The following is a 20184-nucleotide window of genomic DNA, read 5'->3' on the forward strand; positions in this document are numbered from 1 at the left end:
GCCGGCTAGCGCATCACGGTCCCGGCGCTGTCGAGCACGAAGTCGACGCAGAACACGACCAGCCGGTTCTGCGCGCGGATCGCGACGGCGGCCGTATAGCAGTCGCGGCCTTCCGTCAGCGAGAAGTGCGGGCCCATCAGCGCGACGCGTCCGGGCGCGGCGATCGCGCGCTGGAAATACGGGCGCCGCGACCAGTTGCTGTGGGTTTCCGGGAAGAGCGGCGAGAGGCGGGTGAAGCCCGCCTGGCCGTCGTCGGCGCGCGCGCCGATCGACGGCAGGAACTGCTCGCCGGTTTCGTCGGTGACGAACACGCGGCGCGCGGCCGGCACCGCGAACACGCGCTGCGCGGCGTCCTGCAGGTTGCCGCTTGCGGAAAACGCCGCCGCGCCGGACAGCACGAGCCGCTCGATCGCGTCGAAGCCGGGCTGCTCGGCGGCGACCGGTGCGTGCCGGCGCGCGATGAAGCGCTGCCACGCGGCGTCGAGCATCGCGGGTGCTGCCGCGCTGGCATGGGCGATCGATGCATCGGGCTGGCCGAACTGGAAACCCTGCACGAAATCGATGTCGGCTTCCATCAGCGCCTGCAGCGAGTCGTCGCTCTCGACGCCCTCGGCGAGCACCATCGCACCGGCCTGATGCAGCATCGACACGAGGTGATGCATGATCCTGCGATCGTCGGCCGAACCGGTCGAGCGGACGACGAGCGAGCGATCGAGCTTGACGATGTCGGGGCGCGCGCGCCACACGCGGTCGAAATTCGAGAATCCCGTGCCGAAGTCGTCGATCGCGATCAGGAAGTCGCGATGCTGGATCATGTCGATCGTGCGGGCGAGCGCGGCTTCGTCGCGCGACGGCTGTTCGACGACTTCCAGCACGATGCGGTTCGGCGGCAGCGCGAAATGGCGGCACAGCGCCTCGACGAATTCGCGCTGCACGAGGCCCGAGTCGAGCACGCGCGGGTTGACGTTCAGGAACAGCCAGCCGTCACCGATGCCCTGCGCGACGAAGTTGGCCGTGTGCAGGCAGCGCGCGAGCCGGTCGAGCAGCAGCGCGTCGGCGTCGGCGCGCGTCTTGTCGAACAGCGCGGCGGGCGAGATCAGGGCGCCGTTCGGATCGACGACGCGCAGCAGCGCTTCGTAGCCGACGACCCGCTTGTGCGTGATCGACAGCACGGGCTGGAACACGCTGCGCAATGTCGTGGTGCGATAGGTGGCGACCCAGCCGCCGGGCGTCGGCGTGAGGCGTTCGAGCAGGGAGTCGAGTGAGAGGTCGCGGGCGGGCTTCATGTCAACGGTGCCCGGGGCCAAGCGGCAGAACGACGGCGCGCCGCCACGCTGAAGCAGTCGCACGCGCCGGCGGACGCGAAAGGACATGGAACATCGAGGCCGCCTTCTGCGGGTAAGTGTCCGGAGTGTAACGGGAACGCGGCGGCTCGCGTATCAGGGAAACTCCAGACACACGCGGGAACGGAACTGCGGCCGGCGCCGCTCGCATGCGCGCCGCGCATGACCGCCGCGCAGCGTCGGGCGTCGCCGCCGCACATGACAATCCGGCAGCATGCCATGCGAGGCGAGGCGAGGCGGGAAATCCTGGCGGCCGGCAAGTAGTGAGCGGCGGTCGCCGTCAGACGAATGCCGTCGCGCCGCGGCACCATTCGCGGGCGCGGCGATCAACAGCCTGCGCCCGGTCGTCACGCATCACGGCCGCAGCGATGGCGGCGCGTGCACCCGAATGTATCGTCAGGTCGCTTCGCCGCTGCGCGGCCGGATCCCGGGAATCCGCTTGATCGCGCCGGTCGCGAGCGCGGTGCCGACGAGCACGATCGCGCAGCCTTCGATCATCACGGCCGACACGTGTTCGCCGAGGAACAGCGCGCCCCACAGCAGGCCGAACACGGGAATCACGAACGTCACGGTAATCGCCCGCGCGGGGCCGATGTGCGCGATCAGGTGAAAGAAGATGAAATACGCGATGCCGGTGCAGGCGACGCCCAGCGCGAGCACCGAGCCCCACGCGTGCGCGCTGACCGGCGCGGCCGGCCAGGTGGCGATCGCGAACGGCAGCAGCAGGAGCGTCGAGCCGATCATGCTGCCGGTCGCGTTGACGAGCGGATCGACGCCGGTCAACTTGCGCTTCGTGTAGTTGGCCGCGATGCCGTACAGCAGCGTCGCACCGAGCGCCGCGGCGGCGGCGAGCGCGGTCGCGGCGGCGCCCGTTTCGCCGTGCGCATTCGCGATCTGGTTCCACACGAGCGTGAGCACGCCGGCGAAACCGATCACGAGGCCGAGCGCGCGCGGCAGCGACAGCTTGTCCTTCAGCCACAGGTAGGCCACGAGCGCGCCCCACAGCGGCGTCGTCGCGTTGATCACCGACGTCACGCCGGCCGACAGCGTCAGTTCGGCGAACGCGAACAGGCAGAACGGAATGCCCGAGTTCAGTGCGCCGACGACGAACAATGGCCACGCATGACGGCGCAGCCGGGCGCCGAGATCGGCGGGTTTGAAGCGCGTCAGCGCGAAGCCGGCGAGAAACAGCGCGCCGATGCCTACCCGCAACGCCATCAGCGGCGCGACGCCGAAATCGACCACGCCGACTCGGATGAACAGGAAGGACGCGCCCCACAGGGCGGCGAGCACGGTCAGCAGGAGAGCGTTCTTGGGTGACATCGATCGGCGAGGGCGGGGACGGGATGCGAGGAATCTTACACCGCGTTACCGCCCCGTCGTTTCACGATCGGATGAAACGACAAGAAACGGCCATTCCGCCGGTTTGCCGCCGGGCGGCGGCCGCGCCGCCACGTGCGGCGCGGCCGATCAGGTCAGTGATGACGCCAGCCGCCGCGTCCGCCGAAGCCAAAATTGAGCGACAGCGCCGGGCCCCAATAACCGCCCCATGCGGGCGCATAGGCCGGCGCCGGATAGTAGTAGGCGGGGGCCGGATCGACATACACGGGCGCGGGCTGTACCGGCACCGGCGCCGCCGTGTAATAGCCGCCCGGATAGTAACCGTACGGGTAATAGCAGCCGGCAAGCGTCGTGCAGGCAAGCGCCGCGGCGACGAGGGTCCTGTTCATGATGTGTCTCCGGCGGAGCCGGCTATCGGCAGATGCTTGAAGCTTAGGCCGAGTCCCGATGACACGGTATGAGAAACGGTAACGATCATTTCCGGGGGGGCGGCCGCGCCAGTTGCGGCGCGACAGACGAAAACGGCGCTTCCGCCCCGCGGAAACGCCGTTGAACCGCCCGGCCCGCCGCTGGGCGACGACGCCCGGCCGGCCGATGTCGGACTGCTTACTTGCCGACCTGGTTACCGATGATGCCGCCGGCCGCCGCGCCGCCCAGCGTCGACAGCGCGTTGCCGCCGATCGCCGCGCCGGCGACGCCGCCGACGCCCGCACCGATTGCCGTATCACGCTGGCGTCGCGACATCGAATCGCAGGCCGACAGGCTGGCCACTGTCGCGACGAGGAGAGCGTATACCCCAAAACGCCGAATCGAATTCATGATCGTTGTCCTTGTGGTAGTGAACGGAAGGCGCACGACCGGCTGGCGGCCGTGCATGTCCCCAATCTACGCGCCGTCCCGCGCTGCTGCTGTAAGGACTTGTTAAGGCTCGCGCGGTTTCGTAATCAATTGTTTCGCATAGGCCGGCAGGCACGCGACATGCGCAAAAAAGCCCGCTCGAAAGCGGGCTTCGTGCCTGGCGAGGCGATCCGGCGGCGAGCGCCGGACCGCGCGTTCGCTTACTGACGGTGATAGATTTCGGCGCCGGTCTTGACGAACTCGACCGCCTTCACTTCCATCCCCTTCTTCAGCGCCTCGGTTTCCGACACGCCCTGCTGCGCCGCGAACTCGCGCACGTCCTGCGTGATCTTCATCGAGCAGAAGTGCGGGCCGCACATCGAGCAGAAGTGCGCGACCTTCGCCGAATCCTTCGGCAGCGTTTCGTCGTGGAATTCGCGCGCCTTGTCCGGATCGAGGCCGATGTTGAACTGGTCTTCCCAGCGGAACTCGAAGCGCGCCTTCGACAGCGCGTTGTCGCGCACCTGCGCGCCCGGGTGGCCCTTTGCGAGATCGGCGGCGTGCGCGGCGAGCTTGTACGTGATGATGCCTTCCTTCACGTCGTCCTTGTTCGGCAGGCCCAGGTGCTCCTTCGGCGTCACGTAGCAGAGCATCGCGGTGCCGAACCAGCCGATCATCGCGGCGCCGATGCCGGACGTGATGTGGTCGTAGCCCGGTGCGATGTCGGTGGTCAGCGGCCCGAGCGTGTAGAACGGCGCTTCCTTGCACCAGTCGAGCTGGAGATCCATGTTCTCCTTGATCAGTTGCATCGGCACGTGGCCGGGGCCTTCGATCATCACCTGCACGTCGTGCTTCCACGCGATCTGCGTGAGCTCGCCGAGCGTCTTCAGTTCGCCGAGCTGCGCTTCGTCGTTCGCGTCGTAGATCGAGCCGGGGCGCAGGCCGTCGCCGAGCGAGAAGCTCACGTCGTACGCCTTCATGATCTCGCAGATCTCTTCGAAGTGTTCGTACAGGAAGCTTTCCTTGTGATGCGCGAGGCACCACTTCGCCATGATCGAGCCGCCGCGCGACACGATGCCGGTCATCCGGTTCGCGGTGAGCGGCACATATTGCAGGCGCACGCCCGCATGGATCGTGAAGTAGTCGACGCCTTGCTCGGCCTGTTCGATCAGCGTGTCGCGGAAGATTTCCCAGGTGAGATCCTCGGCCTTGCCGTTGACCTTTTCCAGCGCCTGGTAGATCGGCACCGTGCCGATCGGCACCGGGCTGTTGCGGATGATCCACTCGCGCGTTTCATGGATGTGCTTGCCGGTCGACAGGTCCATCACCGTGTCGCCGCCCCAGCGGATCGCCCACGTCATCTTGTCGACTTCCTCGCCGATCGACGACGTGACGGCCGAGTTGCCGATGTTCGCGTTGATCTTCACGAGGAAGTTGCGGCCGATGATCATCGGCTCGGATTCCGGGTGGTTGATGTTCGCGGGGATGATCGCGCGGCCGCACGCCACTTCCGAGCGCACGAATTCCGGCGTGATCTCGGCCGGTGCGTTCGCGCCGAAGGCCGCTGCGCCGAACGCCTGGCCCGGGTGCTGGCGGCCCATCATCGCGGCGAGCTTCGCACCGTTCGGGCCGCTCGCCTTCAGGCTCTCGAGGTACTCGGCGCGGCGCTGGTTCTCGCGGATCGCGATGTATTCCATTTCCGGCGTGATGATGCCCTGGCGCGCGTAGTGCATCTGCGTGACGTTCTTGCCGGCCTGGGCACGGCGCGGGTTGCGGTGCAGGCCCGGGAACCGCAGGTCGGCGGTGGCCGGGTCGGCCGCGCGCTCGAGGCCGTACTGGCTCGACAGGCCGCCGAGCACTTCGGTGTCGCCGCGTGCCTCGATCCAGCCCTGACGCAGCGCGGCCAGGCCCGCGCGGATGTCGATCTTCGCGTCCGGATCGGTGTAGGGGCCCGATGTGTCGTACACGTAAATCGGCGGATTCTTTTCGCCGCCGAAGCCGGTCGGCGTGTCGGCCTGCGTGATTTCACGCATCGGCACGCGGATGTCGGGCTGGGAGCCGGTGACATAGACCTTGCGGGAATTCGGCAGCGGGGCGACGGCCGCGGCATCGACATGAGCGTCGGCGGACAGAAACTTCGGATTGGCGTTCATGCAATCTCCTGTGTGAGCGCCGGACAGGCGCTTCGGCGCTTGCCCGGAGCCCTTGACGTATGTGGGGCTCGAGCTAAGCAGGAGACGAGGCTTGGTGAGGCGGCGGATTTCGTCAGAAGGATGGCGGCGAAATCCGTACGCTTCCCTGCGCTGGCATTATCCAGATCAGGTTCAAAGGGTATTTCTCACCCGCAATGCCGGCTGTTTGACCGGGCGCATTGCAGGACCCCCGCGTTAGCAGGGCACACGATACACTGGCTTGGCGGCGGTTTCAACCGGGAGAGGATCGGCTGCCTCGGTGCGGCCGCAGCATGGCGGGCGGCACGGTGGCCCGTCGAAATGGCAGCGCGTGTCGCCGCCGCATGGCCTCCCGGCTGGGCCGGCCACGCAATGCGGTGCAGCATGACGCGCTTTCGCGCAACTTCAAAAAAAATTTTCGCAGCGGCTGTCATTTCCCGCGACGTCGTCCGTCTATTCGGCTCCTTAAACCCATGTTGTTTTGGAGAGATGTCATGAAAAAAGTACTGATTGCCGCTTGCGTCGCCGCTTTCGCCACGATCGCCACGGGCGCGTATGCGCAGAACGATGCGATGTCGCAGCCGGGCTCGTCGATGTCGAAGGACGCGATGGGCCACGACGCGATGGCCAAGGATGCAATGGGCCATGACGCGATGAAGAAGGACGGCATGAAGAAGCATGCGATGAAGAAAGACGCGATGAAGAAGGACGCGATGTCGCACGACGAGATGGGCAAGCCGTCGGGCGACAAGATGGCGCCGTCGAACTGACGAAAGGCGGACGCGGCGCGGCCGGCGCGTGCGTCGCACGGCGGCCGCCCGCATCGCGTCCCGTCCCGTTGACTCATTCCGGGAGTCTTCATCATGCAAACCGTTCCCGCCACCGGGCGCGCGGCCGCCACGCCGCCCGCGCGCCCGATCCATCCGCTGTGGGTGCGCGCGAGCCACTGGCTCAACGCGCTCGCGGCGATCCTGATGGTGCTGTCCGGCTGGCGCATCTACGACGCGTCGCCGATCTATCCGCCGTTCACGTTCCCGCACGGGATCACGATCGGCGGCTGGCTCGGCGGCGCGCTGCAATGGCATTTCGCGGCGATGTGGCTGCTCGTCTTCAACGGACTGTTCTACCTGACGATGTCGATCGCGACGGGGCGCCTCGCGCGCAAGATGCTGCCCGTCACGCCGGCGTCGATCTGGCGCGACATCCGTGCCGCGCTGGGCGGGCGGCTGTCGCACGCCGACCTGAGCGTCTACAACGCGGTGCAGCGCGCCGCCTACCTGACCGCGATTGTCGATCTCGTCGTGCTGGTGCTGTCGGGGCTCACGATCTGGAAATCCGTGCAATTCCCGCTGCTGCGCGAATTGTTCGGCGGCTACGACAACGCGCGAGTCGTGCACTTCTGGGCGATGTCGCTGCTCGTCGCATTCATTGCCGTTCACGTCGCGATGGCGCTGCTGGTGCCGCGCTCGCTGCTCGCGATGCTGCGCGGGCGCTGACCCGTCAACCTCGGGTGAAGGAAATCATCATGTCGGAATCCGAAACCAAGCGCGACGGTTCGCGCTGGACGCTCGACCGGAAGTCGCTCGAACTCGACGTGCGCCGCGAGCTCGAGATGCCGTCGCGGCGGCTGTTCAACCGGCGCGTGCTGACGCTCGGCGGGCTGACGATGCTGACCGGCTGCACGCTGAAGGACGACGCGTCGGTCAACACGTTCCTCGAGACGGTGTCGCGCATGAACGACCGCGTGCAGGCCTGGCTGTTCAGCGGCGAGCGGCTCGCGCCGACCTACACCGAAGCCGACATCACGCGACCGTTCCCGTTCAACGCGTACTACGGGATCGACGACGTGCCGCACGTCGACGCGTCGACGTATCGGCTCGTGCTGTCCGGCCGCGTGACGGGCAAGCGCGTGTGGACGCTCGACGAACTGTATGCGCTGCCGCACGCGGAACAGATCACGCGGCATATCTGCGTGGAAGGGTGGAGTGCGATCGGCCGCTGGGGCGGTACGCCGTTCGGCGCGTTTCTCGCCCGCGCCGGCGCCGACACGCGGGCGAAGTACGTCGGCTTCAAGTGCGCGGACGATTACTACGAAAGCATCGACATGCCGACCGCGCTGCATCCGCAGACGCTGCTCGCGTTCGACTACGACGGCCAGCGGCTGCCGCCGGAGTTCGGTTTCCCGATGAAGCTGCGGATGCCGACCAAGCTCGGCTACAAGAATCCGAAGCACATCATGGAGATCTTCGTGACCGATACGTTTCCGGGCGGCTACTGGGTCGACCAGGGGTACAACTGGTTCGGCGGATCGTGAGCGGTGCGGTTGGCGGCGGGAGGTGGCGGCGCATGCGCGTGCCGCGATGCGTCGGGCATCGCGGCATCGCACGTGACGCGTCACGCGGATTCGCGCACCTGGAGGTCGACGCGCAGGCCGACGGCCGCCGCCATGTTCACGAGCGCGTCGAGCCCGAACAGGTTGATCTTGCCGCGCATCAGGTCGGAGACGCGCGGCTGCGCGACGCCCAGTTGTTCCGCAGCCTGGGCCTGACTGAGCTCGAGCTGCGCGATGCGCTGCTTGAGCGCGATCATCAGTTCGGATCGCAGCTTCATGTTCTCGGCTTCAGCCGGCTGGCCCTCGATTGCGTCCCAGACGCTTGAATGACGGTCGTTGGTCATCGTTTCCTCTCCATCGTCAGCGCGCGATAGCGCCGGGCGGCCAGTTCGATATCGGCCCTGGTCGTGCGCGCCGCTTGCTTCCGGAAGCGGTGCAGCACGTAGACGGCGTCGGCGAATGTCGCGACGTAAATGATCCGGAACGCGCCGCTTGCATCGCGCAGGCGAATTTCCCGCACGCCGATGCCGACGGTGCGCATCGGCTTCCAGTCGTCGGGCGCGAACCCGCGTTGTACCTGGTCGATCTGGTGGCCGGCTTCGCGTCGTGCGGGCAGCGGAAAGCCGCGAAGATCCGCTAGCGCGCTGCCGACGAAGACAACAGGCTTCGGCGGGAGAATGGTTGGATTATACAAAATTTTGTATGGGCGGTACGGGTGTCGAAGGAAGGTCGTCCAGCGCATGACGCGCGTGAGCCGACCGTCACGATAAGGGGGAAGCGCGGGCCGGCGTGCAGGACTGGCCGTTCGGCCGATGGCTGACTCGATCGCGACGGATGGCGTGGATGGCGGGTCGGATTGACACCCTGGCAACGCACGCGCGTCGCGTATCCGGCCCCCGATTTCACCCGCCCGCCGGCCGGGAAATGTCGCGCGGAAACATCATTCGCGATCCTTTCAGACTGGTCCGACGATGCTTTCGAATCCTTGATGCCATAATGCCGAGCGTGCGCAGCCGAAACGGTTGCGCGCGTTTTTTTTGTCCCTCTGCCGCCGCTTGCCGGTTCTCTTTCGTCGCCGTTCGCACTGCCATGTCGTTCCGCACGTTCGCTCTGCCTTCCCGGTCCCGCCAGGGCCGTTTGCCGGCATCGCCGGCGCCTTTCAGCGGAGCACGCGGCGTGACGTGCGGGCAGGCTGCTCGATGACGCCGCTCGACCGCCTCCTCGATTTCTTCGCCCGCTTCTCGTTCCGGATCCGGCTGCCGCAAAGCCGCGGCGGTCGCGTCGCGCTGGCGCTCGTCTTCATCTATTTCGTCTGGGGTTCGACCTACAGCGGCCTGCATTTCGCGCTGCAGTCGTTCCCGCCGCTGCTGCTGTCGGGGCTGCGCAACCTGCTCGGCGGGATCGGCCTGTTCATCTTCGCGCTGCGGCGCAAGCCCGAATGGCCGACGCTGCTCGAAATCCGCAATGCGGGGATCGTCGGCACGATGCTCGTCGCGCTGTCGTCCGGCACGATCGCGCTCGGGATCAGTCTGGTCAGCAGCGGCTCGGCCGCGGTGATGGTGGCCACGGTGCCGCTGTTCGCGACCGTGATCGCCGCAGTTGCCGGGCGGCCGGTCACGAAAGGCGAGTGGTCGGCCGTGGCGCTCGGGATGGTCGGCATCGTCGTGCTGAACTCGGGCGGCGCGGCCGCGCACAATTCGGCGCTCGGCACGATCTGCGTGCTGGCCGGCGCCCTGTTCTGGGCCGGTGGCGCGCATCTCGCGACGCGGCTCAAGCTGCCGTCCGACCTGTTCCTGTCGACGTCGCTGCAGATCGGCCTCGGCGGCATGATCTCGACGCTCGTCGCGTGGCTGGTCGGCGAGCGCGTCGAGCACCTGATGGTGGGGCCGGTGTTCGCGTTCCTGTACCTGATGGTGTTCTGCACGATGGCCGCGTACGTCGCGTACGGCTACCTGATCCGCCACACGAGCCCGATCATCGCGAGCAGCTGCATGTACGTGAACCCGATCGTCGCGGTCGCGCTCGGTGCGCTGCTGCTTGGCGAGCCGGTGACGATGGCGACGGTGGTCGCGACCGTCGCGATCCTCGGCAGCGTCGGGCTGTCGTTCGTATTCGATCCGGCGCGCCGGCCCGCGGCGCGCGCGGCGGCTGCCAGCTCGGCGGCCGTGGCGGCTGCGTCGACGGCGGAGGCTGCAGCGGCGCCCGAACAGATCGCGGTGCCGGAGGCGGCGCCGATCCTGGCGCCTTCCGCCGTTCCGCTGGCCGTGCCGACGCCGGCTGCCGTGATGGATCCTGCCGCGGTCATTGAACCCGCACCGGCGTTCGCCACGCCGCCCATCGCCGAACCGGCACCGGCGTTCGCTCCATCACCCGCCGCCGAACCGGCCGCACCCCGCGCCGACGCGTGACGCGGCCGTGGCCGGTCGCGCTCAGTCGCGCCGGCCGCCGCGATGGTGGAACCATCCCCCGAGCGCGGTGAACATCAGCCCGGTTGCACACATGCCGATCCAGCCGAACGCGTGCCATGCGGCGACGCCGGCCGACGAGCCGAGCGCGCCGCCGATGAAATAGCACACCATGTACACCGTGTTGACGCGGCTGCGCGCCTCGGGCTTCAGCGCATAGATGCGCGACTGGTTCGAGATCTGCGCGGCCTGCACGCCGACGTCCAGCACGATCACGCCGATCACGAGCCCGACGAGGCTCGAGCCCGACAGCGCGAAGATCACGAACGAGAGCGCGAGCAGCGCGATCGCGAGCGAGATGATCGCGCGCGGGCCGCGCTTGTCCGCGAAGCGGCCCGCGTACGGTGCCGCGAGCGCACCCGCCGCGCCGACGATCCCGAACAGGCCGGCGGCCTGCGGGCCGAGATGGAACGGCGCGCCGGCGAGCAGCAGCGTCAGCACGGGCCAGAACGCGCTGAATGCCGCGAACAGCGCGGCACCCGTCAGCGATGCCTCGCGCAGCCCGCGCAATTCGATCGCCAGATGCCACATCGAGCCGAGCAGCTTGCCGTACGACAGCGTCGACGTCGGCGAGCTGCGCGGCAGCCGCAGCACGATCACGGCGGCGAGCGCGACGAGCGCCGCGACCGACGCGGCGAACACCGCGCGCCAGCCGAAATACTCGGCGACGAAGCCGGCGGCCGTCCGCGCGAGCAGGATGCCGAGCAGCAGGCCGCTCATCACGGTGCCGACCGCATGCCCGCGTTCGGCGGGCGGCGCGATCTCGGCGGCGAACGGCACGGCCTGTTGCGCGATGGTCGCGAGTACGCCGATCGCGAGGCTCGCGACGGCAAGCACGGCCAGCGACGGCGCGGTGGCCGCGACGATCAGCGCGACCGACAGGCCGGCGATCTGCATCAGGATCAGCCCGCGGCGGTCGAAGCGGTCGCCGAGCGGCGCGAGCAGGAACATGCCGGCCGCATAGCCGAGCTGCGTCGCGGTCGGCACCGCGCCGATCCACGAGGCGCCGTCGGGAAACGCCGAGCGGAAGCTGTCGAGCAGCGGCTGGTTGTAGTAGATGTTCGCGACGGACACCCCCGCGATCGTCGCGAGCAGCAACAGCAGGCTGCGCGAATAGTGGGGCGAGGCGGCGTCGGCCGGACGGTCGGTGGAGGCGGTGGACATGGCTGCGCGAACGGAAGTGGGGCGGCGCAGCGCGCGGCGCACGCGTCGGGTGCGCAGGCGGGCGGGGCGCCGTCGAGGCTGCCGATCATACCGGAGCGACGGGAATCCTGCCGGACGGGGGCAGATCGGCCAAACCGGCCAAATCTGTGTAACCGGCCGGCCGCTGCCCGTCATCGTGCGTGCGTCAACCCGTCAGTCGACCAGCTCACCCGTCGGTTCATAGAACGGATAGGGCCCGGCCCCTTCGTCGACATACACGTGATGCGACGTCATCCCCGCGTCGGGCACATAGTGATGGACCGCGAACGCCGGCGGTTCGAGCCGGAATGCGGAAGGCCCGTCGGGCCGCAGGTCGAATGCGACCTGATGCGCAGGCGACGGCACCGCGGCGGCGAGCGTGCCGCCGAAGCGCGTGAACATCGTGCGATGCACGTGGCCGCACAGCACGCGCTCGACGTTCGGATGGCCGCGCAGCAGCGCGTCGAGTTTCGCGGAGGCGGCCGGCGCGAGGCGCAGCTTGTCCATGTGGCCGATTCCCGACGCGAACGGCGGGTGATGCAGCGCGACGATCACCGGGCGGTCGCGCGCCGCGTCGAGTTGCGCGGCGAGCCAGGCGAGCCGTGCGTCACACAGGTCGCCGTAGCTTGCGCCCGGCACCTGCGAATCGAGCGCGAGCACGCGCACCGCGCCGATGTCGAGCGTGTATTGCACGAATTCGCCCGCCTGCAGCTCGGCGCGATCGGCGAACGCGCGGCGCAGCCCGGCGCGGTCGTCGTGATTGCCGATCATCAGGTAGTACGGAATCTCGAGCGCGGCGAGCAGCCCGCGCAGGTTGCCGTACTCCTCGTCGTGGCCGAAATCGGTCAGGTCGCCGGTGACGAGCACCGCATCCGGGCGCGGCACGAGCGCGTTCAGTTTTTCGATGCAGCGCGTGAGCGCGGCCGCGGTGTCGACGCGCCGGTACGCGAGCTGTCCCGGACGCTTGATGTGGAGATCGCTGATTTGAGCAAGCAGCATCGTCGTTCCTCGGAATTGTCTGATTGTTGTCGCGGCGTCGTGCGCCGCGGTGGGGTGCTGCATGAATGATGCCGGAAGGACGGATCAGGCGCCGAGCGCGATCAGGCCTTCGGGCGCGACCGTGAGGCCGACCGCCGTGCCGCGTGCGAGTGCGATGCGGCCCGGCACGTCGATCACGAGCGCGTCGGGGGCCGCGTGCTCGATCGTGAGCCGCGTGCGCTCGCCGAGGAACGCGCATGCACTCACTGCGCCGCGCAACGGCGCATGCGCGGGATCGGCCAGTTGCGCATCCTCGGGGCGGAAGAACCACTCGTCGGCGGCGTGCGGCGTCGCGATCGCGCCGCCCGTGGTCACCAGCGTGCCGTCGCGCCATTGCCCGGCGAGCCGGTTCAGCGTGCCGATGAACTGCGCGACCGTGCGGTTGGCCGGGTGGTAGTAGATGTCGCGCGGCGTACCGATCTGCTCGATGCGGCCCGCGCCCATCACGACGATGCGGTCGCTGAGCTCCATCGCTTCGGCCTGGTCGTGCGTCACGTAGACCGTCGTCACGCCGAGTTCGCGCAGCAGCGCATTCATCTCGCGACGCAGCGTGTCGCGCAGCTTCGCGTCGAGCGCGGTCAGCGGCTCGTCGAGCAGCAGCACGCGCGGTCGCACCGCCAGTGCGCGGGCCAGTGCGACGCGCTGGCGCTGGCCGCCCGACAGCTGGTCGATCGGCTTGTCCGCATGCGCGTCGAGCCGCATCATCGCGAGCAGCTCGTCGACGCGCTCGCGCAGCGCGCGCGGCTCGGTCTTGCGGATCTTCAGCCCGTAGCCGACGTTGCCGCGCACCGTCAGGTTCGGAAACAGCGCGTAGTTCTGGAACACCATGCCGACTTGCCGGCGCTCGATCGGCAGCGCGGTCACGTCGTCATGGCCGAATGCGATCGTGCCACCGGCGTCCGGCGTATCGAGGCCCGCGATCAGGCGCAGCGTCGTGGTCTTGCCGCAGCCCGACGGCCCGAGCAGCACGAGCGTTTCGCCCGCGCCGATCGACAGGTCGAGCGGCTCGAGCACGCGCGTGCCGCGGAACGTCTTCGCGCAGCGGGTGAGGGTGATGGGAGTGGAATCGAGTTTCATGTCTGCGAGAAATTCAGCGCGGGCGCTTCTTGAGTGCCCGCGTGCCGGACGGATCGACGCCGAGCCACTGCATTGCGACGAGCAGCGGCAGCGTCATCAGCAGGAACAGGATCGTGTACGCGCTGCCGACTTCGAGGCGCAGCGACGCATACGTGTCGGCGAGCCCGACCGGCAGCGTCTTGGTGTCGGGCGTGTGCAGCATCCACGTGAGGTTGAATTCGCCGATCGACAGCGTGAGCACCGCGAGCGCACCCGCGACGATGCCGGGGCGCAGGTTCGGCAGCACGATCGTGACGAAGCGCGTGACGAACGACGCACCCAGGCTGGCCGCGCCTTCCTCGAGCGTGCGCAGGTCGGCGCCGGCCGCGACGGCCGCCACCGCGCGCACCATGAACGGCAGCGTGAACACGACGTGGCCGACGACGATGAACCACAGGCTCATCCGGAACGCGGTGAAGCCGCCGTACACGACCAGCAGCGCGAGCGCCGATGCAAGGCCGGGCAGCGCGACCGGCAGCACGAGCGCCTCCTCGATCGCGCGCGCGGCGCGGCTCTTGCTGCGTGCGAGCGCGTAGCCGGCCGGCACGCCGACCGCGAGCACGATCGCGAGCGTCGCGAAGGCCACGTAAAGCGACAGTGCGACCGAGCCGTGATACTGCTGCCACACCTGTTCGAGCCAGCGCAGCGTGAGGCCGCTCGACAGGCCGCGGAAATAGTTGACGGTGAGGCCCGCGAGCACCGACATCACGACCGGCACGATCAGGAACGCGCACAGCAGCAGCGTGACGCCCCATTGCAGCACGGCGATCGCGCGCGCGCCGGTGACGCGCGGCGCGCGGCGGGCGACGCCGCTCGCCTGCACGGGAGCGGGAGCCGGCGACGGCGACGGCGCGGAAGAGCCGGAAAGCGATTGCATGCAGGAATCCTCAGGCCGCGGCGGCGGCGGTGTGGCCGGTGAAGCGGCGCGCGAGTGCGAGCACGGCCCAGGTGACGATGCCGAGCACGATCGACAGGCCGGCCGCCGTCGCGATGTTCGCGTTCAGCGTGAACTCGGTATAGATCGTCATCGGCAGCACGTTCAGGTCGGTGGCGAGCGTGAACGCGGTGCCGAACGCGCCCATCGCGGTCGCGAAGCAGATCGCGCCGGCCGCGATCAGCCCGGGCGCGAGCGCGGGCAGCACGATGTCGACGAAGATGCGCCACGGCGATGCGCCGAGCGAACGCGCGGCTTCCTCGAGCGACGCGTCGAGCTTCGACGCGGCCGCGATCACGGTGACGATCACGCGCGGAATCGAGAAGTACAGGTAGCCGATGAACAGCCCGGCGACCGAGTACGCGAAGACCCACTTGTCACCGGTGAGCTTCGCGGACAGCATGCCGATCAGCCCCTGCCGGCCGGCGAGCATGATCACCATGAAGCCGACGACGACGCCCGGGAACGCGAGCGGGAACGTGAGCAGCGCGAGCAGCACGCGCTTGCCCGCGAATTCGCGGCGAGCGAGCAGGAGGCCCGAGATCGTCGACAGCACGAGCGTCGCGAGCGTGACGCCCGCGGACAGCGCGATGGTCTCGCCGAGGCTCTTCATGTAGCGTGCATTGCCGAGCAGCGCCGCATAGTGCGGGAAGAACGCGCCGTCGGCGGACACCTGCACGAGTGCCGCCATCGGCAGCAGCCAGAACGCGGCGAACACCGCGAGCGCCGGCGCGACGAGCGCGACGCGCCAGCGCAGCGGGAAAGTCAGGTCAAGCATCGATGAGGTCCGGCCGCTTACTGCATGACTTGCAGGTATTGCTGGCCGAATGCCTGCTGGCCGGCTGCCATCTTGCCGAAGTCGACCGGTTTCGCACGCGCGTATTCGCTCGCCGGCAGGAACTTCGATGCAATGTCGGCGCCGAGCGTCTGCGCGCGCACCGGGCGCAGGTACGCGTTGGCCCACAGCTTCTGGCCTTCGTCGGACAACACGAAGTCGAGCACCTTCTTGCCGTTCGCGTCGTGCGGGGCGCCCTTCACGAGACTCATCACGTACGGCACGGCGATCGTGCCTTCCTTCGGAATCACGAACTCGACGTTCGCGCTGTCCTTGTACTTCGCGCGATACGCGTCGAAGTCGTAGTCGAGCAGGATCGGAATTTCACCCGACAGCACGCGCGCATACGCGGTCTGCTTCGGCACGATCGGCGCGTTCGCCTTCAGCTTCCTGAACCAGTCGAGCGCCGGCTTGAAATTGTCGAGGCTGCCGCCGAGCGCCTGGTTCACGGCCACCGCGCCCGCATAGCCGACGAACGCACTCGACGGGTCGAGGTAGCCGACCATGCCCTTGTATTCCGGCTTCAGCAGATCGGTCCACGAGCGCGGCACCGGCTTGCCGTCGAGCGCGTCCTTGTTCACGAAGAAGCCGAGCGTGCCCGAATGGATCGCGAACCAGTAGCCTTGCGGGTCCTTCAGGTTCGCGGGGATGTCGTTCCAGTGCGCGGGCTTGTACGGCGCGATCACGCCCTTGTCCTTCGCCTGGAACGCCGACGACACGCCGAGGTAGACCACGTCGGCGACCGGGCTCTTCTGCTCGGCGATCAGCTGCGCGATCGACTGGCCCGAGTTCTTGTTGTCGAACGGCACGCGGATGCCGGTCTTCTGCTTGATCGCCGCGATCTGCGCGGCCCAGTCGGCCCATTCGGGCGGGCAGTTGTAGCAGATCGCCGTTTCGTCGGCGTGGGCGGCGGGCGCGCCGGCGAGGAGCGCGGCGCAGGCGACGGGCGCTGCAAGCGCGCGCAGCAGCGAGGTCAGGCGAAAGGACACGGTAGGTCTCCGGGCGAGGGTGAGGCGCTGAGGTGGGGTGGTGGTGTGCAGGGTGTGCGGCGCGCGTTCAGGCCTTGCGCAATTGCAGGTCGGTGGCCGGCGGCGCCACGGTTGCGCCGTCGCGCACTACGTGCGGCAGGATCAGCGACGTGCGTTCGATCGCTGCGCCGCCGATGCTTTCGACGAGACGCTGCCATGCGTGGCGGCCGATGTCGCGGTTCGGCGTCGCGACGCTCGCGAGCGGCGGCGCGAGCAGTTCGCCGAGCGCGATCCCGTCGAAGCCGAGCACCGACAGGTCGTCGGGAATCGAGAAGCCCGCGCGGCGCAGGCCGCGCATCACGACCATCGCGAGCAGGTCGTTGCTGCAGAAGAGGGCGGTCGGGCGCGTCGCGTGTGCGGTGAGATGCGCGAGCACCGCGTCGGGCAGCTCGGGCGCGTTGAAGTCGACTTCGACCGGCGGCAGCGTGGCGACGCCGATTTCGTCGAGGGCCTGCGCATAGCCGAGATGACGCTGGCGTGCGCGATCCGACGCGGCGAGCGAGCCGGCCAGCATCAGCACGCGGCGGTGGCCGCGCGCGGTCAGCAGCCGCACGCCGTCATACGCGGCCCGGCGGTTGTCGACCGACACCGACGGGCGACGCTGCGTGTCGTTGTGCATCAGCACGTAGTGCGGGCCGTCGTGGTCTAGCATGTCGAGCAGCGGGTGGGTGTCCGCATCGGCGACGGTGAGGATCAGCCCTTCGACGCGCTGCTCGCGCAGCGTCTCGATCGCGTGGCGCTCGCGCGCCGCGTCGTATTCGGTCGTCATCAGGATCAGCTTGAAGCCGGCCGCGGTCGCGAGCTCGTCGATGCCTTGCAGGCAGTCGGCGAACACGGGGTTCGACAACGTCGGCACGACGACGCCGACGAGCCGCGTGCGCTCGCCGCGCAGTTGCCGGCCGAGCGGGCTCGGGCGGAACTGCAGCGTGTCGATCGCGGTGCGGATCGTTTGCAGCGTGGCGGGGCTGACGGTATGCGGGGCGTTGATCGCGCGCGAGACGGTGGCGATCGAGAAGCCCGCGAGGGCAGCGACGTCCTTGATGGTCGAGGTCATGAAAGCTTGCGATGTAAACGTTTTCGGCCGGGAAATTATCGAAAACGTTTGTGACTTCGCGATGACTTAGGCGACGCTTGTTTCGCGAAAAGCACGACACAAACGTCTGACGGATAGGGCCGTCGGACGACGCGGACTCGATTGTATCGGGGATGCTGCGGCGCGGGAGGAAATCGTTGGGGGGCGGTGTGGGGGCGTCGACGACAACGGATGAATCCGTGGGGGCGCCTTGATGCGGCGCCGCGGAATAAGGGAACGCATGCGCAAGCAATGGTAGAATCGCGTCCGCCCTCTTGCCGGGGTGATGAAATTGGTAAACATAGCGGACTTAAACGATTGAGTGCCCGGTCGGAAACGGTCGGTGCAGAACCCTTCAAATTCGGCGAAACCCCTGATGCGCGCATCGAGGCAACGCCGAGCCAAGCCTCGCGGCATCCGCGAGGAAGGTGTAGAGACTAGACGGGGGGCGCCTAAGGCGCATGGGCAGCAGGTAAAGCCCGCGCGCGACGGCGAAGGCATAGTCCAGCGCACGAACGGCATCGCGCACGCGACGCCGGCTTTGAAAAAAGCAGTGTGACGAAAATCCGCCGCCTTAACTGGCTTGCCGGTTCGAGTCCGGTCCCCGGCACCACCTTATTCTGTAGCGCAAGCTATCCTGCCCGTAGCAAACCCAATCCTATCAAGGCTTTCCGTGCTATCTTCCCCCTCCGGGATGGTAGCCGCGTTGTAGCGAAAACAAGCCGTTTTTGCACCCGCGTGCACCAGAATCGCACCACGATTTGCACCAGGGGGCAGGATGGCGACATATACGAAGCGCGGCGGTGTCTGGCGCGCGCAGGTGCGCCGCAAGGGCATGAGCGTATCGGAGACGTTCCAGAGCAAGGCGGACGCTGTCGCCTGGGCGACACGGATCGAGCACGAAATCAACGTCGGCAAGCTGACGCCCGGCACGAAGCACACGCTCACCGATGCGTTGCGCGAGTATGAAAAGCGAGTCAGCCCGACGAAGCGCACCGCGCGCTGGGAGGCGATTCGCTTCGCCGCGTTCATCCGGGATTTTCCTGACCTGGCTGCGATGCCGCTCGCCGATGTGACGGCCGAGCACATGGGTCGATGGCGCGATGCACGACTCGCCGGCGATGAGAGTGCGGGCCGTGGCAAGGTCGGCACCGCGACGGTTCTACGCGAGATCAACCTGCTGTCGCACGTTTTCACGACCGCGCGTGATGAATGGAAGTGGATTACCGAGAGCCCCCTGACCGGCATGCGACGCCCAACGGAACCAGAGCCGCGGAAGCGGCGCATCACGGATGAAGAGGTTGGGCTGTTGCTCGGGCGCCTTGGCTATCGAGATGACGAGACGCCGACTACGAAATCAGCGCGCGTCGGCGCAATGCTGGTATTCGCGATCGAGACGGCTATGCGGGCCGGAGAGATCGAGGCGATGACGTGGGATGCGGTTGACCTGAAGAAGCGCTATGTGCATCTGCCGCGAACGAAGACAGGCGTGGCCCGAGATGTCCCGCTTTCGCCGCGCGCGCTACAGGTGCTTAAGCAGCTCGATCCCCTGAAGAAGGAATTCGAGGGGAATGTGTTCGGCGTCGATGCGCCGGCGCGCGATGCGCTGTTTCGGAAGGCCAAGAAGGCAGTAATGCTGGATGACCTGCATTTCCATGACGCGCGCCGTGAGGCGCTGACGCGGCTATCCAAGATTTTCAACGTGATGGAACTGGCGAAGATCAGCGGACATCAGGATTTGCGCATCCTGCAGGCGGTGTATTACGCGCCGCATGCCGCTGATCTTGCCGACAAACTGCATCAGGCTTCGACGTGAGACTCGGCCCACGCGATCACGTCCTTTGCGCGCCAAAGCGGCCGGGCCCGCTCTGTCGCGCTCTTGCCTGACGGGATGCGGATCGGCCGCGGGAAACCTTCCTGCGTGATGATCCACTGACGTGTGTGCTGTTCGCTGCGGTGCAGATATTTCGCCAGTTCGGCCAGATCCCAGAGCGCGTGCGGCGTCAGGCGCGCGGCAATTTCTTGAGCCAGTTCGGTGATTTCGGTCATCGTGCCCTCGTGGTCATGGCAAGCTCGACACGGCGGCTGATCTCTCGATCGTAGCTGGCGAGCGTGGATTGCAGGTTGGGTGCGAGACGCGGCCCGGCGGACGGCGTGTCGAGCGGCGCGCGCGGTGCGGCGACAGGCGTCAGCTCGTACGCCGTGTCCGTCGTGACGCGCCGATCGATCCGGATGCGGCCGGCGTAGAACAGCGTGTCTAGAAGGGCTTGCACGAAGGCCGTCGACGTCTGGAGTTCCGTCGCGATCTGCCGCGCGGTGTGCGTGCCGCTCGCGAGAACACCGACCACGGCTGCGCTGTTGATGCGGCGGCTAGACATGATGTTCTCCCTCATTAGCAGGGGCGCAGCCGGTGGCACCAAGATCAAGCCGGACACCACAAAGCTGATTGGCGCAAGTGGGTTGCCATGGAGCGTTCCCCTTGCCGCATGT

General features: G+C 67.8%; 21 protein-coding genes and 1 riboswitch. Of the genes, 5 read left to right on the forward strand and 16 right to left on the reverse strand.

Features of this window, described 5'->3' with window-relative positions; all coding sequences use genetic code 11:
* Window positions 1–5: 5 nt before the first annotated feature.
* The 5 genes from QZM35_RS22580 to thiC all read right to left on the reverse strand — a co-directional run bounded on the left by QZM35_RS22580 (window position 6) and on the right by thiC (window position 5674).
* Entirely contained in the window at window positions 6–1286 is a 1281-nt protein-coding gene (locus QZM35_RS22580) for an EAL domain-containing protein (protein WP_089430820.1), read from the reverse strand.
* Window positions 1287–1739: 453 nt separating this feature from the next.
* Window positions 1740–2666 carry a DMT family transporter gene (locus QZM35_RS22585; RefSeq protein WP_089424921.1) on the reverse strand — a complete coding sequence of 309 codons (927 nt, stop codon included), beginning with the start codon at window positions 2664–2666 and terminating at the stop codon, window positions 1740–1742.
* 152 nt (window positions 2667–2818) lie between these two features.
* Entirely contained in the window at window positions 2819–3073 is a 255-nt protein-coding gene (locus QZM35_RS22590) for a hypothetical protein (protein ID WP_089424922.1), read from the reverse strand.
* 217 nt (window positions 3074–3290) lie between these two features.
* Window positions 3291–3503: a glycine zipper 2TM domain-containing protein gene (locus QZM35_RS22595; RefSeq protein WP_069247576.1), complete on the reverse strand. Its 213-nt coding sequence runs from the start codon at window positions 3501–3503 to the stop codon at window positions 3291–3293.
* A 239-nt stretch (window positions 3504–3742) separates the two neighbouring features.
* The gene (gene thiC / locus QZM35_RS22600; protein ID WP_048024440.1) at window positions 3743–5674 is read right to left on the reverse strand and encodes a phosphomethylpyrimidine synthase ThiC; all 1932 of its coding nucleotides are present in this window, start codon (window positions 5672–5674) and stop codon (window positions 3743–3745) included.
* A 124-nt stretch (window positions 5675–5798) separates the two neighbouring features.
* Window positions 5799–5915, reverse strand: a riboswitch (TPP riboswitch).
* A gap of 271 nt (window positions 5916–6186) precedes the next feature.
* On the opposite strand from thiC, the gene QZM35_RS22605 reads away from it, so the two are divergent.
* From QZM35_RS22605 to QZM35_RS22615, 3 genes are all read left to right on the forward strand, one after another.
* On the forward strand, window positions 6187–6462 hold the full coding sequence (locus tag QZM35_RS22605; protein WP_011351498.1) for a pentapeptide MXKDX repeat protein: 276 nt from the start codon (window positions 6187–6189) through the stop codon (window positions 6460–6462).
* A gap of 93 nt (window positions 6463–6555) precedes the next feature.
* Window positions 6556–7188: a cytochrome b/b6 domain-containing protein gene (locus QZM35_RS22610; protein WP_089430823.1), complete on the forward strand. Its 633-nt coding sequence runs from the start codon at window positions 6556–6558 to the stop codon at window positions 7186–7188.
* A 29-nt stretch (window positions 7189–7217) separates the two neighbouring features.
* Window positions 7218–8006 (forward strand): molybdopterin-dependent oxidoreductase, encoded by a 789-nt coding sequence (locus tag QZM35_RS22615; protein ID WP_089425873.1) that lies wholly within the window; start codon window positions 7218–7220, stop codon window positions 8004–8006.
* Window positions 8007–8086: 80 nt separating this feature from the next.
* Here the strand turns inward: QZM35_RS22615 and QZM35_RS22620 are convergent, their stop codons facing one another.
* Complete coding sequence (locus QZM35_RS22620; protein WP_301776787.1) at window positions 8087–8368, reverse strand: helix-turn-helix domain-containing protein; 282 nt, start codon at window positions 8366–8368, stop codon at window positions 8087–8089.
* Window positions 8365–8718: a type II toxin-antitoxin system RelE/ParE family toxin gene (locus tag QZM35_RS22625; protein ID WP_089424925.1), complete on the reverse strand. Its 354-nt coding sequence runs from the start codon at window positions 8716–8718 to the stop codon at window positions 8365–8367. The genes QZM35_RS22620 and QZM35_RS22625 overlap by 4 nt, the downstream gene beginning before the upstream one ends.
* A gap of 505 nt (window positions 8719–9223) precedes the next feature.
* Here QZM35_RS22625 and QZM35_RS22630 point away from each other — a divergent pair.
* Complete coding sequence (locus tag QZM35_RS22630) at window positions 9224–10432, forward strand: EamA family transporter (RefSeq protein ID WP_089425874.1); 1209 nt, start codon at window positions 9224–9226, stop codon at window positions 10430–10432.
* Window positions 10433–10453: 21 nt separating this feature from the next.
* Here the strand turns inward: QZM35_RS22630 and QZM35_RS22635 are convergent, their stop codons facing one another.
* From QZM35_RS22635 to QZM35_RS22665, 7 genes are all read right to left on the reverse strand, one after another.
* Window positions 10454–11653, reverse strand: coding sequence for an MFS transporter (locus QZM35_RS22635; protein WP_301776788.1), 1200 nt, complete (start codon window positions 11651–11653; stop codon window positions 10454–10456).
* 192 nt (window positions 11654–11845) lie between these two features.
* Window positions 11846–12670, reverse strand: a complete 825-nt coding sequence (locus QZM35_RS22640; protein ID WP_089424927.1) for a phosphodiesterase — start codon at window positions 12668–12670, stop codon at window positions 11846–11848.
* Window positions 12671–12754: 84 nt separating this feature from the next.
* A complete protein-coding gene (locus QZM35_RS22645) occupies window positions 12755–13786 on the reverse strand; it encodes an ABC transporter ATP-binding protein (RefSeq protein WP_301776789.1) in 1032 nt (343 codons plus the stop codon).
* 13 nt (window positions 13787–13799) lie between these two features.
* The gene (locus QZM35_RS22650) at window positions 13800–14702 is read right to left on the reverse strand and encodes an ABC transporter permease (protein ID WP_089424929.1); all 903 of its coding nucleotides are present in this window, start codon (window positions 14700–14702) and stop codon (window positions 13800–13802) included.
* A gap of 10 nt (window positions 14703–14712) precedes the next feature.
* The gene (locus QZM35_RS22655) at window positions 14713–15537 is read right to left on the reverse strand and encodes an ABC transporter permease (protein WP_089424930.1); all 825 of its coding nucleotides are present in this window, start codon (window positions 15535–15537) and stop codon (window positions 14713–14715) included.
* Between the two features lie 17 nt (window positions 15538–15554).
* The gene (locus QZM35_RS22660) at window positions 15555–16583 is read right to left on the reverse strand and encodes an ABC transporter substrate-binding protein (RefSeq protein ID WP_301776790.1); all 1029 of its coding nucleotides are present in this window, start codon (window positions 16581–16583) and stop codon (window positions 15555–15557) included.
* A 67-nt stretch (window positions 16584–16650) separates the two neighbouring features.
* Window positions 16651–17676: a substrate-binding domain-containing protein gene (locus QZM35_RS22665; protein ID WP_089424932.1), complete on the reverse strand. Its 1026-nt coding sequence runs from the start codon at window positions 17674–17676 to the stop codon at window positions 16651–16653.
* Between the two features lie 796 nt (window positions 17677–18472).
* Between QZM35_RS22665 and QZM35_RS22670 the strand changes: the two genes are divergently transcribed.
* Window positions 18473–19510 (forward strand): site-specific integrase, encoded by a 1038-nt coding sequence (locus QZM35_RS22670; RefSeq protein ID WP_301776791.1) that lies wholly within the window; start codon window positions 18473–18475, stop codon window positions 19508–19510.
* Here QZM35_RS22670 and QZM35_RS22675 read toward each other — a convergent pair.
* The gene (locus QZM35_RS22675) at window positions 19495–19743 is read right to left on the reverse strand and encodes an AlpA family transcriptional regulator (protein WP_006401152.1); all 249 of its coding nucleotides are present in this window, start codon (window positions 19741–19743) and stop codon (window positions 19495–19497) included. The genes QZM35_RS22670 and QZM35_RS22675 overlap by 16 nt on opposite strands.
* Entirely contained in the window at window positions 19740–20072 is a 333-nt protein-coding gene (locus QZM35_RS22680) for a DNA-binding protein (protein WP_301776792.1), read from the reverse strand. Before QZM35_RS22680 ends, QZM35_RS22675 begins: the two co-directional genes overlap by 4 nt.
* Window positions 20073–20184 lie beyond the last annotated feature (112 nt).

The organism is Burkholderia sp. AU45274 (assembly GCF_030482505.1).
Classification (GTDB): domain Bacteria; phylum Pseudomonadota; class Gammaproteobacteria; order Burkholderiales; family Burkholderiaceae; genus Burkholderia.